Source organism: Paenibacillus sp. FSL R7-0340, from assembly GCF_038002205.1.
In the GTDB taxonomy this organism is placed as follows: domain Bacteria; phylum Bacillota; class Bacilli; order Paenibacillales; family Paenibacillaceae; genus Paenibacillus; species Paenibacillus polymyxa_B.
Map to the genome: position 1 here is coordinate 2,533,118 of NZ_JBBOBY010000001.1, position 12,970 is coordinate 2,546,087.

11 protein-coding genes are annotated in these 12,970 nt (G+C 45.2%); 8 read left to right on the plus strand and 3 right to left on the minus strand.

Going from position 1 to position 12,970, the window contains the following annotated elements:
- Positions 1-107 precede the first annotated feature (107 nt).
- The 5 genes from MKX59_RS11110 (at position 108) to MKX59_RS11130 (ending at position 6,681) form a co-directional block, all read left to right on the plus strand.
- Entirely contained in the window at positions 108-2,330 is a 2,223-nt protein-coding gene (locus MKX59_RS11110) for a copper amine oxidase N-terminal domain-containing protein (RefSeq protein WP_028540587.1), read from the plus strand.
- Positions 2,331-2,583: 253 nt separating this feature from the next.
- A complete protein-coding gene (locus tag MKX59_RS11115) occupies positions 2,584-3,075 on the plus strand; it encodes a Fur family transcriptional regulator (RefSeq protein WP_013310843.1) in 492 nt (163 codons plus the stop codon).
- A gap of 1 nt (position 3,076) precedes the next feature.
- Complete coding sequence (gene yidD, locus MKX59_RS11120; RefSeq protein ID WP_023989271.1) at positions 3,077-3,367, plus strand: membrane protein insertion efficiency factor YidD; 291 nt, start codon at positions 3,077-3,079, stop codon at positions 3,365-3,367.
- 412 nt (positions 3,368-3,779) lie between these two features.
- Positions 3,780-5,798, plus strand: coding sequence for a methionine--tRNA ligase (metG, locus tag MKX59_RS11125; protein ID WP_023989270.1), 2,019 nt, complete (start codon positions 3,780-3,782; stop codon positions 5,796-5,798).
- Between the two features lie 166 nt (positions 5,799-5,964).
- Positions 5,965-6,681 carry a cytochrome c biogenesis CcdA family protein gene (locus MKX59_RS11130; RefSeq protein ID WP_340858999.1) on the plus strand — a complete coding sequence of 239 codons (717 nt, stop codon included), beginning with the start codon at positions 5,965-5,967 and terminating at the stop codon, positions 6,679-6,681.
- Here the strand turns inward: MKX59_RS11130 and splB are convergent.
- On the minus strand, positions 6,674-7,738 hold the full coding sequence (gene splB, locus MKX59_RS11135) for a spore photoproduct lyase (RefSeq protein ID WP_023989268.1): 1,065 nt from the start codon (positions 7,736-7,738) through the stop codon (positions 6,674-6,676). The two genes, MKX59_RS11130 and splB, sit on opposite strands and share 8 nt — an antisense overlap.
- A 252-nt stretch (positions 7,739-7,990) precedes the next feature.
- On the opposite strand from splB, the gene mntR reads away from it, so the two are divergent.
- The 3 genes from mntR to MKX59_RS11150 all read left to right on the plus strand — a co-directional run bounded on the left by mntR (position 7,991) and on the right by MKX59_RS11150 (position 11,380).
- Positions 7,991-8,416 carry a transcriptional regulator MntR gene (gene mntR, locus MKX59_RS11140; RefSeq protein ID WP_007430946.1) on the plus strand — a complete coding sequence of 142 codons (426 nt, stop codon included), beginning with the start codon at positions 7,991-7,993 and terminating at the stop codon, positions 8,414-8,416.
- A gap of 136 nt (positions 8,417-8,552) precedes the next feature.
- Entirely contained in the window at positions 8,553-10,295 is a 1,743-nt protein-coding gene (locus MKX59_RS11145) for a family 10 glycosylhydrolase (protein WP_068941545.1), read from the plus strand.
- A 95-nt stretch (positions 10,296-10,390) separates the two neighbouring features.
- Positions 10,391-11,380 carry a patatin-like phospholipase family protein gene (locus MKX59_RS11150; protein ID WP_023989266.1) on the plus strand — a complete coding sequence of 330 codons (990 nt, stop codon included), beginning with the start codon at positions 10,391-10,393 and terminating at the stop codon, positions 11,378-11,380.
- A gap of 117 nt (positions 11,381-11,497) precedes the next feature.
- Here MKX59_RS11150 and MKX59_RS11155 read toward each other — a convergent pair whose 3' ends face one another.
- Both MKX59_RS11155 and MKX59_RS11160 read right to left on the minus strand, forming a co-directional pair.
- Positions 11,498-11,818: a hypothetical protein gene (locus tag MKX59_RS11155; protein WP_023989265.1), complete on the minus strand. Its 321-nt coding sequence runs from the start codon at positions 11,816-11,818 to the stop codon at positions 11,498-11,500.
- Between the two features lie 7 nt (positions 11,819-11,825).
- Positions 11,826-12,818 (minus strand): DUF1385 domain-containing protein, encoded by a 993-nt coding sequence (locus tag MKX59_RS11160; protein WP_023989264.1) that lies wholly within the window; start codon positions 12,816-12,818, stop codon positions 11,826-11,828.
- Positions 12,819-12,970 lie beyond the last annotated feature (152 nt).

Consider the following 12,970-nt stretch of genomic DNA (forward strand, 5'->3'; position numbering starts at 1 on the left):
TTTTTCATGATCAGCAAAATTTCCAGAAACTTTTTAACAACTGACGCGTCTAATAGTATGACTTTTTACGGGAATGATAATAATTTGGTGATAGAAGGAGACAGACAATGAATTTCAAGAAATGGACCATGCTCACCGCCCTTGCGGTGGCTCAGGTGGCCGCAGTAGCCCCTGTAGGAGCAGAAGCAGCATCAACAACCGTTCAATCCACCGATTCGGTTAGCGCACAGCAGGCTCAGGCCAATGTTGCTGATTCAGGCGTTCAGAATAGCATCGGAGATCAAGATGGAACTAGCACACAAAATGACACGGTTACACCTAATAACACAGGCGTATCCAATGATCCATTGACTGGCCTGCCTACGGATACAACCAACGGATCGAACGTTTCCAATGATGTATACGGTGGAGACGGAACGATCACCAATCCTGGTGGAGCTCCAACATCCATGGGTGCTAATCAATTGATTTTGTACTTAAACAGCGCGAAAATGGAACAAAACGGACAGGTGTACACAGCAACTCAGCCGATGACTGTTAAGGACGGAGTTTCCTATGTAGCTATCCGTTCTCTTGTCAGCCGTGTCGGATTGCAGTTTAGTTATGACACTGCCACCAAAGAAACCGTAATCACACAAGGAACAAATGTCATGCGCTTCAAAACAGACAGCAAGGTTTATACGGTTAACGGTGAAGCCAGACAAATGAAGGGACCGGCTTTTCAGCAAAAGAACGTATTTATGGTGCCATTGACCTCGATTACACAGGCCTTAAATATTCCTTATACTGTGAATAATACGACTAAACAAGTTATCATGGATTTGAATCAGAAACCTAAAGCTTCCTTCACGGTTCAGCAAAAAGATATCTATGCGGGCGAAACCCAAGTTACGTATTTGACGAAGGAATCTTCTCCTACAGGTCTTCCGATTGTGAACCAACGTTGGGAAGGTAAGCAGGACGTATTTCAGGAGCCGGGTACATATGTAGTTACCTATTCTGTTCTTGACTCTGCTGGGAACTGGAGTGATCCTTACTCAGTTACAATTACAGTAAGACCACCAAATCAGCCGCCAGTGGCTCTGTTTACAACTGATAAAAAAGAGTACAAGATGGGCGAGAAAATCACCATTACCGACCTGAGTACAGATGATGAGAATGCTATCACTAAGCGTGATTGGGAGAATAAGAAACTTGCCTTTTTCCAACCAGGTGATGTAACAATCACACTCACCGTGACTGATAAGCACGGCGCAACAGGTACCAAAAGTGAAACAATTAAAATTACGAATGAATTGCTGTACAACGAAGATGATTTCAATAAAATCTTCACACCATATGGTGATAAATATACAGTAGACGGCAGTCAGGTGCCTACCATGGCTACTATTCCAGTGACAAGTACTTCTTCACCGCGTCTTTTGATCCGTGCTAACAGCCCAGAACGTGTGTTCCAGGATGGTATCGTGTATCAAGAAACCGGATCAGGCAGCACGCGCATACTCGTCCATCATGTCAATGAAACGGGTAGAGATGTGAAGATGTACGTGATTGCGACCAACAACAATATCACTCCTGCCAATATAAATGTCGAAAATTCCGGTTTTGCTGGACCATCTGAATTTGCCACGGCTGCGGGTAAAGTCTCGATTCAACGATATTTTCAATCCATGCAGGATGGAAGCAAGCGTTCTAGCACAGTTCTAAATCCTGGCGAAAATCGCATTATTTTAGAGGATTTGAATGCACAAAAAATCAAGCAAAAACAGGTCATTTCTCTGTTATCCGATTTATATACGGATCAACCTATTCAATACACGGTTATTGTGTTAGATGCAAATGTAGATCCGTTGACCGTGATGCCTACTCTGGCAAAACTGCCTAAGGACGGTATTCACAACCGTGGAACGTATGCTAATGCTGATATCTCGCTCAATTATACCGAAGAGGTTGGTAAAACAGCTCAACGTATCGTTCTTGGTGATAATAAGGTAGACCCGAACCTGATTGGTACGGACGGTCTGGACGGCTCTTCTGCTTCCAATGCCGGTAATTTTGGTGTTGTATATAAAGTTAAATTGGATCATGTAGCGCCGTATTCACTGATTACGTTCAACCCGCGTGGAGGCGAATATTCCGGCTATGCGATGGTAAACAATCAGGTTGTGGGTATCCCGACGAACGGCGCGGTATGGGCTCCAAATGAGATGAGTGTGCTGTATCGCACAGGGCATATCGAGGAAAGTGTAGAGATGTATTTCACTGCTGCTGCAGGAAGTAACTTGCCAGTTTCCGTAGTAGTTATGCCTTTACCAGCTATTAAAAATTAATATGAATTAACCGGTGCTGTTTACCGGCTTAGACCTTGGGTCTCGTCATTCACCGTTTAAAAGTCGATGTCACTTGCAGAATATAGGCGTTCTCCTGCTGCGAATTTAATCGTAGCGCCGGAGAGCGTCTTTTTCTTATGTATAGATACGAATATCTCTTATAATATTGACTTTAATCGTGGTATAATAAATAGATGCAAGCCTAAGCCTGCATCAGAAAACCTGAAACTACAGACAGGGGAGGGTGAAACGCATGCTGACAAAGGATGAAATTATTGCAACAATGTCCGCTCAGGGGCTGCGTATTACAGATCAGCGCAAGACGTTGGCCACGTTATTTTCCGAGAATGAAGGGTATCTGTCCCCCAAAGACGTTTATGAATATATGGGTAAGAAGTACAGTGGACTTAGTTTTGATACGGTTTATCGTAATCTGCGTGTAATGCAGGAATTGGGTGTACTGGAACAGGTATCTTTTGAGGATGGAATGAAGTTCAAGGTGAGCTGTAATGAGCATCATCACCATCACCATATGATTTGCTTGAGCTGTCAGAAAACATTACCGATTTCTTTTTGCCCAATGCAAATGACGGATACAACGGATCAATTCCAAATCGTCGAGCACAAGTTTGAAATTTTTGGTTATTGCAAAGATTGTCAACAGAAGAATGGGCATACTGACAGTAATTCGGATGGGGGATTCAGACAGACGAGCAGTCACACTCACAGCCACGGGGGCTACTGAAATGAAAATCACCACACGCAGAGTGGTACAGGCTCCGATTAAGTTTTATCGTTCCTATATTTCACCGTTAAAGCCGGCTACCTGCCGATTCTATCCAACGTGTTCGGCGTACGCGTTGGAGGCGGTAGAGATGCATGGTGCGCTCAAAGGTTCATGGCTTGCTGCTAAGCGTATAGCCAAGTGCCATCCCTTTCATCCGGGCGGCGTAGATTTGGTCCCTCCTGCAAAAAAGGGAACAGATAGGTCTAGCGAAGATCGTTTGGCTACCCACTCTGAAAAGGGTCTGACTTGACAGCGCTATGCGGATTTGGTTATATTTTGGTTAATATTGTTTTCCTGCGAAGGGATGAGTAGGGTAAACCGCCCAGTACAGAGAGCCGGGGTTAGCTGCAAACCGGTCTGGAGCGAAGCCTGAATATGGTCCTGGAGGAACCTTTTTCGAGCGTATTTGCCACAATTATTAGTGCTTGGGAGGCAATCGTAAGGGGGAGGCGTGTTCCAGCGTTAATGGGCGGTCAGATGTGACCGGTGAAGCCTGTAGTCTGCGAGGATACAGGAAAATTGGGTGGTAACGCGTGAGGTGACTCTCGTCCCATAGGGGCGGGGGTCTTTTTTGTGCCCAATTTGTGCCAAATACATGAATTGGAGTACCATCATGTCAGCAGGTCTTATAGCTGCCGTGAACAAAACAGGAGGCAACACACATGTCCAATGAGAACACATTTTACATTACGACACCGATCTATTATCCGAGCGACAAGCTACATATAGGTCATGCTTACACGACGGTTGCGGGAGATGCAATGGCCCGTTACAAGCGGCTACGCGGTTATGAAGTGCGCTATTTGACAGGAACGGATGAGCATGGTCAGAAGATTGAGCAGAAAGCAAGTGCAGCAGGCAAAACGCCGCAACGTTTCGTAGATGATATTGTGGCAGGTATTCAAGAACTGTGGCGGAAGCTCGACATTTCCAATGACGATTTTATCCGTACTACGGAGGAACGTCATAAGGCTGTTGTACAAGAAATTTTTGATCGTTTGCTGAAGCAAGGCGATATTTACAAGGGAGAATACGAAGGCTGGTACAGCATCCCTGACGAGACGTACTACACAGAAACTCAGCTGGTTGACGTGGTGAAGGACGCCGAAGGCAATGTGGCTGGAGGAAAAAGCCCGGATAGTGGACACCCTGTAGAACTGGTCAAGGAAGAGTGTTACTTTTTCCGTATGAGCAAGTATGCTGATCGGTTGCTGCAATTTTATGAAGAGAATCCGCAGTTTATCCAGCCGGAATCACGTAAAAAAGAGATGATCAATAACTTCATCAAGCCGGGTCTGGAGGATTTGGCTGTATCCCGTACTACCTTCGATTGGGGCATTAAGGTGAAGGGGGATCCGAAGCATGTCGTGTATGTGTGGATTGATGCACTTTCCAACTACATCACAGCCTTGGGTTATGGCTCTTCCAATACCGAGCTGTATGATAAATTCTGGCCTGCAAATGTGCATATCGTAGGTAAAGAGATTGTACGGTTCCACACGATATATTGGCCGATTATGCTGATGGCGCTGGATCTTCCGTTGCCTAAAAAAGTATTTGCACATGGTTGGCTGCTCATGAAAGACGGTAAAATGTCGAAATCTAAAGGCAATGTTGTAGACCCAGTGACGTTGATTGACCGTTATGGTCTGGACCAACTACGATACTACTTACTGCGCGAGGTGCCTTTTGGGGCAGACGGAACATTTACACCAGAAAGTTTTGTAGATCGAGTTAATTCGGATTTGGCAAATGATCTGGGCAACTTGTTGAATCGTACCGTGGCGATGGTAGATAAATATTTTGATGGTAAGGTTCCAGCTTATGAAGCGAATGTAACAGCATTCGACGGAGCTTTGGAAGACATGGCAACATCGACTTATAGTAAAGTAGAAGAAGCCATGGAAAACATGGAGTTTTCCGTGGCATTAACGGCGATTAGCCAATTTATTAGCCGTAGCAACAAGTATATTGACGAGACGCAACCATGGAATTTGGCTAAGGATGAGGCAAAACGTCGCGAATTGTCATCTGTTATGTTGCATTTGGTAGAAAGCTTGCGCATCGCTTCTATCTTACTCCAGCCATTCTTAACCCGTGCTCCTCATAAAATTTGGGAGCAGCTCGGTATTAGCCAAGGTGAGTTGACTACATGGGATAGCGGCAAACAGTTCGGTCGTATTCCGGAAGGAACGCAGCTGGTCAAAGGTAATCCGATCTTCCCGCGTCTGGATTCAGAGCAAGAGGTTGCTTTTATCGTGGAAGCGATGACTGGAGGTAAGAAGCCGGAGGAAGCTACGACACAAGCTCAACCGCAGAATGCATCTGAGACGAGTCAGGAAGCACCGGAGGCAAAGGAAGAGATTGGCATTGAGGATTTTGCCAAGGTGGAACTGCGCGTTGCTCAGGTCGTCGCCTGCGAGCCTGTGAAGAAGGCCGATAAACTATTGAAGCTTCAGCTTGACCTTGGTTATGAGCAGCGGCAAGTAGTATCAGGGATTGCGAAGTTTTATACACCTGAAGATATCATTGGGCGCAAGGTGATCTGTGTGACCAATCTGAAGCCAGTAAAACTTCGGGGAGAGTTGTCGCAAGGTATGATTTTGGCAGCATCACATGGAGATCAGCTTACGCTGGCCACCGTACCGGAAGGTATGCCGAATGGTGCGGTTGTAAAGTAGAACGCTATGTAAAAATAAAAGAGCGTAATGAGCGTATGTCCGGGAATTATTCTTCCTGGGCATGCGCTTTTTGGCTTGCATCATATTTTGCTCCCGCTATACGTATGTTTTAGTAGGCAGGGCTTGTTTGCTTGTGTTCACTTAAGACAGGTGGGAGGAAATGATGATGACAAATATCAACGCTGGGTTGGCGATCATAGCCGGACTGGTTTCTTTTTTTTCACCGTGTTGTTTACCGCTGTATCCATCTTATTTATCGTATATGACAGGGATGTCTGCGCGTGAACTGGCTGAAGGACGGCACAAGACTGAGGTTCGTTATCGTACGATGGGACATACGCTTGCTTTTGTATTGGGCTTTTCGGTGGTTTTCTATTCACTGGGTGCAAGTGTCGGGTTGCTTGGAGAATGGTTTGCCAATTATGGGGATGCGCTAAGAGTGGTAGCGGGATCACTTATTTTACTAATGGGGCTGGTATCTCTTGGTATGGTGCGTCCTTTGATTCTAATGAGGGAGCATAAGCTTCGCTGGACATGGAAGCCTGCCGGGTACGCCGGTTCCTTTGTAATCGGAATTGGATTTGCGGCAGGCTGGTCGCCCTGTATCGGTCCCATGCTAACAGCTATTATCGCTTTGGCGGCAGTAGAGCATCACATTTGGTTCAAACTGATTACAGGCTATGCGCTTGGCTTTGCGATTCCATTTTTTGTATTAGCTTTGCTGGTAGGCTCTGTTCGACTATCCTCTCGCTATACCTCCATCCTCATCAAGACAGGTGGCATACTACTAGTTATTACGGGCATTTTACTGGTAACGGATCATATGACCCATGTAACGCTATTTTTACAACGGATTACCCCAGATTGGATGCTAGTTATGTGAAATATTCAATACGACTTAAAGGGAAATGTTCAAAAATGCGCTCTGTGATAAACTCTCGCAGTGCATTTTGCTGTTCATCGGGATAAACATATTTGTTTTGTCCCCAGCGGCCCCATTTTTTCTTGCGTTTCTCTATGTCCATCTCCAGCTTGGTTTTCGGATAACGTTTCTCGATGACAGCTTTGGATGTTTTGGTGAAGCGATGCTGAATTAATTCGAACGTCAAATCTTTTGTAGCATGCTGTGGCAAGGTTTCTCCCAATTTTCGCAGCAACTCGCCGTAACCTTCTTCCCAGCCGTCATACCAGATGATGGGTGCGATGATGAACCCCAGTGGATAACCGGCTCGTGCGATTTTGCCAGCGGCTTCAATACGTTCCTCGAAGCGTGAAGTTGCAGGTTCAAACTGTTTAATAACATAATCGGAATTAATGCTAAAGCGGATGCGAGTATGACCATTATGTTTAATATCCAGTAATGGATCAACATGATGATATTTAGTAACAAAACGCAGACGACCAAATTCTTCATCTGCCATGAAACGAATCAAGTCTCCAAGCGTTCCGGTGATATGCTCCAAACCAACTGGATCGGAGGTGCAAGCTGCTTCAAAACGGGTAATTTCAGGCGCACGCTCCTCGATATAAGCTTTAGCTGCTGATAAGATATCGTCAGTGTTGACATATACACGAATATACGGCTTTGCTCCCAAGGTTGTTTGTAAATAACAGTAGTGACAGTGCCCCATACAACCAGTCGAAATGGGGATGGCGTATTCGGCAGAGGGCTTGGATTGGTCAAAAGTTAACGTTTTACGGATACCGACTACCAAAGTTTTTTTTGCCATTCGGTACTTTTCAACTTCAGTTTCACCTGGTAAATTGGTAATTCGGTTGTGAGAGGTAGTCATCCGATACGGAATATCCTTGGCTTTAACCCAATCCATAATACGCTGGCCCTTAGGATAATTCAGTGCGTCTGGCTCAAAAAACACCAGATCAGGCAAAAATGGCTTGGTTCCTCTGGTTTGGACAGGAGTACGCTCAAGCGTAGACATGACTAACGCTCCTTTCGAAATAAATCCACAGTGCTCTGGTGTCCAACTTTAACATATTGCCGCAGAAATAAACGATACAGGGACGACGATATTAGTGTGCCCCGCTTAAATTGAACAAATCGTGGCAATAGCTGTGAGTGGAGGGATGAGACTTGCCAATGGGCAATGATAACATGTATCATTACATAGTAGGTTTAACGCAGGAAATGAAGGCGGTAAGCGCCCGTTCAATAACAGAAAAGAGGGAAACAAGTGCCAACGCCAAGCATGGAAGATTATTTGGAACGCATTTACCAACTGATTGATGAGAAGGGTTATGCTCGTGTCTCGGATATCGCAGAGGGGTTAGAGGTGCATCCTTCGTCCGTCACCAAAATGATTCAGAAGTTGGATAAGGACGATTATCTTGTATATGAGAAATATCGGGGACTGATTTTGACACCGAAAGGGAAAAAGGTCGGCAAACGGTTGGTTGATCGCCATCAGTTATTAGAGCAATTTCTGGATATGATTGGGGTTGACAAGGACCTGATATATAAAGATGTGGAAGGTATTGAGCATCATTTGAGCTGGGATTCCATCACCCGTATCGAAACATTGGTTGAGTATTTTCGTCGGGATGAAGATCGCTTGCGCCAGCTTCATGACATACACAAGGAATTGAGTGGAGATTCCTAAAAGCATCTGTCCTTACGGACGATGCTTTTTTATTTGTCCCGACCGCAACAAATATCCGGTTATTAGCGTCTATCCATTATATAGCAGGACAAGATAGGGGTTAAAATTAACAGGGTTAGCGGAGGATTGTAATAATATGAATCGAAAGAAAATAGTGGCATTGGCTGCTGGCCTACTCTTAGCAGTGCAGACTGCCATCGTTCCTGGAGTTCAAGCAGCTCCAACTGGTAATATTGAAATTATATTGGACGGACAGTCCCTGCAAAGTGACGCGTCACCGTATATTGTACAGGGAGCCAATGTTACGATGGTTCCTTTGCGAGTGATTAGTGAGGGATTGGGCGCTCAGGTCAACTGGTCGGAATCGTCCGGTACGGTAACGATTACAGCACAGAACAAAAATATATCTATGGAGAACGGTGCACAAAGCGCTACGGTGAATGGCAAGTCAGTTCGACTGGATGCATCTGCCCGTATGACAAGCGGGAGAGTCATGGTGCCTCTGCGTTTTGTTGGGGAAGAGTTGGGATTAAAAGTGGATTGGCAAGCTTCAGAGCGAGTTATTACGTTAAGCAGTGGTAAGGAAGGTGTCTCTACTGGCGGGAACACTTCTGCAGGAAGCAGCGGCTCTATATCAGATACGCCTGCATCTGGCAATCAGGACAGTGTAAGTACAGATCAGGGAGCCATCGATGATGAGCAGGCGGTTGTCACTTCACCGTCAACGTCTACTAGTGAGGACGGTTCAAGTTCTTCACAGGCAAATGTGGTTCAGGTAAAGGCTTCAACTTCCATGCGTGGAGCATGGATTTCTACCATTAACGGAGATTGGCCTTCTTCCGCTGCCCGAAGCAGCTCAGAGAAGCAAAAGCAGGAGTTTACTAAAATGCTCGATGATTTGCAGGGGATGGGCATCAATGCGGTATTTGTTCAGGTTCGTGCCAGCGGCGATGCGCTCTATCCGTCGAGTCTCGTACCATGGAGCAAGTATTTGACCAACACCCAAGGTAAAAATCCAGGCTATGATCCCTTGAAATTTATGATTAGCGAATCGCACAAGCGAGGGATGGAATTCCATGCCTGGTTTAATCCGTTCCGTGCGAATTCTACAGGAACAACCAGCGGCTTGGCTGCAAATCATGTGGCTAATCAACATCCAGACTGGATTGTTAAGAATGGTAGCCAATTGTACATCAATCCAGGAATTCCGGCTGCACGTCAGCATGTCATTACGGCGATTATGGAGGTCGTGAACGGATATGACATTGACGGCGTCCATTTGGACGATTATTTTTATCCTTACAGCGGGACTTTTGATGATGATGCGACCTTCAAAGCATATAATACCAACAAAATCTCTAGCAAGGGCGACTGGCGGAGAGATAATGTGAACAGTTTTGTTCGCGATTTGGGCAAAAGCATTCATGCCAGCAAGTCTAAAGTTCAATTCGGAATTAGTCCTTTTGGGGTATGGCGTAACAAATCTCAGGACTTAACGGGTTCAGACACGAAGGCAGGCGTTACAGCGTATGATACGACGTTTGCGGATGTAAGAACCTGGATTAACAAAGAATGGATTGATTATGTAGCTCCACAAATTTACTGGAGTATCGGTTTCCCAGCGGCGGGATATGACAAGCTTGTCGCATGGTGGTCCAATGAGGTAAAAAACTCAGATGTTAAGCTATATATCGGTCATTCTCCTTATAAGATCGGCACCCCTGAAAAGGGCTGGCAAACGGCTCAAGAGCTAATTAAGCAGCTTGAACTGAACGAAGATTATAAACAGGTCAAAGGGGATATTTACTTTAGTGCACAGCATTTGCGTAAAAATCCATACGGACTCATTCAGCTTCTTCAAAATTATTATCAAATGTGATATAAATTGGATCATATAGGTTCTATTTGGGCCTCCGTTCTCATACATAAGCAGTAGAACTGCTTACTCCCAAGAGAACGGAGGTTTTTTGATCTATGCTGATCAATGCTGTGTTCCAGGGTGGAGGGGTTAAGGGAATTTCGCTGGCGGGTGCAGTTAAGGCTGCGGAGGAGCATGGGATTGTATTCAATCGTTTGGCAGGTACATCATCAGGTGCTATTGTAGCCGCTTTATTGGCTGCGGGATACTCTGCGGATGAAATGAAAGCCGTAATTGAGAAAACCCCCTTGGTCAAGTTGTTACGACGTTCTCCAGTGTTCAATATTAAGTGGGTTGGACCAGCAGCTCGTATCTTTCTTAAAAAAGGGCTCTACTCAGGGGAGGCACTGGAGCACTGGGTACGTGAGCTGTTACGAGCTAAGGGAGTGCGTACGTTCGCGGATTTACCTCCTGGCAAACTGCGCATTATTGCATCAGATATTACGAATGGACGCATTCTGGTGCTTCCTGAGGATATCAAACGTTTTGGTATCAATCCCTCTTCACTGGAGGTAGCTAAAGCCATTCGCATGAGCACAAGTATCCCTTATTTTTTTGATCCCGTTATGTTAAGGCTTGATTCTGCACTTGCCAAGGGAAAGACTTTTTCTCAGCAATTTGTATTTGTAGTTGATGGGGCTTTACTAAGCAATTTGCCGTTGTGGCTTTTTGATGAGCCTGTAAATGAACGTGAGGCCAAAACGATTCCAACGGTAGGGTTTCAAATGGTGGGCAAAACGGGGACGGAGACCAAAGTTTCTTATATACGGGGTCCACTGACCATGCTGCAGGCTATTTTTGATACCATGCTATCAGCACACGATGAACGATATATTGAGCAGGAGAATCGGTATCGGACGATTAAAATTCCAACATTGGGTATCCGCACTGCACAATTTAACATTTCTACAGAGCAAAGTGATTTGTTGTATGCTTCCGGTGTGCAGGCAGGGGATGCTTTTTTCCACAAATGGAGCATCACTTCTTACCAGCAGCAGTATAGCAAGTACCAATTGATGAAGGATACCATGTACGCTATGAAATAAACACTAACTCGCAGTTAAAGTTAATTTAAAAGGGTGTAAAAAAGGAGCCTCTTCCCGGTCATATTTGAATACGCGGGTGATGGCTCCTTTGTGCTACATTTTAAAGGATGATTATCATTAATGATATTTAGGTTGTTCTTCTTCATTTTTGCCCTTGGAACCTTCAATTACATGAAAAGGATACGCTTTGCGCTTGCCTGTAGTCTGCTGCTTACGTGCGTTGGCTGTTTTGGCCATGGTGCGCACAGAGGGTTTGATTTTGGGAGTACGATTGCGTTGCCCTGGCAGGTATTTGTATAGCAGAAATATAACTGCAAAAACAAGGACGGGAATTAGTAAACTCATGAGAAAGCCCCAGCTTCCTCTCCATAGCATATCCACAATCCCATATGCACCCAAAGCAAGGGTAAGCCAGAAAATAACGGCATGTCTGTTCATTATTCACTCATCCTTTCACAGGATCAAGGACCGGACTGTTGAAGGTCTCCTTTACAGGTACGTTTTCCAACTCAGCATCCAATTCAAGCATACGCTTAAATGAGGCAATGGATACCTCCACTTGATCATCAGTCGGTTCTTTGGTGGTAAGTAGTTGCAGCCACAGACCGGGGTAACCTAAATAACGAAGTACCGGAATTTCACGAAGAGCATTGGTCAGCTTGAGAAATTCAAAAGAAAGCCCCAGTACGATCGGAAGCAGTAGAAGCCGTTGCCCCATGCGCTCCCACAGATTATCGTAGGTAAATAGGGAATAGACAAGTACTCCGATGATCACGGTCAGCATAATAAAGCTACTACCGCAGCGGTAATGCAGACGGCTGTATTTTTGTACATTGGCTGGGGTTAGTTCTTCCCCTGCTTCGAATGCTGTAATTACTTTATGCTCTGCGCCGTGATATTGAAACAGTCGCTTAATTAACGGAGTTTGGGAAATACTCCACAAATAAGCCAGTAGCAGAATCAGCTTAATAGCTCCTTCTGCGAGGTTATGCAAAATTTGGCTGTGAAACAAGCTTCCGAACAGGAAATTCTCTACAATAACCGGAACGAGAGTCAATACAATTTTGCCAAACAGGAATGACAAAATACCGACTGCCGCCACACCGATCATCATACTCAGACTCCAGCGAGATTCTTCTTTTTTCTTTTGCTCAGCGCGTTCTTCCGGATCTACTTCATCATCAGCATACGCATCGGCTGAATAGTTTAAATGCTTGGTACCCTTGGCGCTGGAGTCGATGATGCTTACAATCCCCCGCAATAAAGGAATTCTGCGGAATTTGGATACCCAGGATTGCTCCTTGCGTGGTACTTCCAAATATGTGATTTCGCCAGTTTTGCGGCGAACTGCCGTGACATTGACACGCTTGCCGCCGAACATGACACCTTCAATGACTGCCTGACCGCCGTAGCTCACAGGCTTGGATGCTTGTGACAACCGTCTCACCTCTCTTAATACATGCTTTTTTGTATATTGTATCGAATTTGGAAGGGAATATCTAGTTAGATGAAACTGAGTGTAGTAATTAGGCCACTCCAAGCTAAGATTCTGCTTTTAAAGGAGAAGGTAGAAATTCTTATCGTGGAGAA

Excerpts from the sequence above, each read along its gene's own strand:
- splB (WP_023989268.1), bottom strand. The coding sequence starts at position 7,738 with ATGTCTACGCTTGAGCGTACTCCTGTCCAAACCAGAGGAACCAAGCCA.
- MKX59_RS11130 (WP_340858999.1), top strand. The coding sequence starts at position 5,965 with ATGACAAATATCAACGCTGGGTTGGCGATCATAGCCGGACTGGTTTCT.
- MKX59_RS11115 (WP_013310843.1), top strand. The coding sequence starts at position 2,584 with ATGCTGACAAAGGATGAAATTATTGCAACAATGTCCGCTCAGGGGCTG.
- MKX59_RS11145 (WP_068941545.1), top strand. The coding sequence starts at position 8,553 with ATGAATCGAAAGAAAATAGTGGCATTGGCTGCTGGCCTACTCTTAGCA.
- yidD (WP_023989271.1), top strand. The coding sequence starts at position 3,077 with ATGAAAATCACCACACGCAGAGTGGTACAGGCTCCGATTAAGTTTTAT.
- metG (WP_023989270.1), top strand. The coding sequence starts at position 3,780 with ATGTCCAATGAGAACACATTTTACATTACGACACCGATCTATTATCCG.
- MKX59_RS11150 (WP_023989266.1), top strand. The coding sequence starts at position 10,391 with ATGCTGATCAATGCTGTGTTCCAGGGTGGAGGGGTTAAGGGAATTTCG.
- MKX59_RS11110 (WP_028540587.1), top strand. The coding sequence starts at position 108 with ATGAATTTCAAGAAATGGACCATGCTCACCGCCCTTGCGGTGGCTCAG.
- MKX59_RS11155 (WP_023989265.1), bottom strand. The coding sequence starts at position 11,818 with ATGAACAGACATGCCGTTATTTTCTGGCTTACCCTTGCTTTGGGTGCA.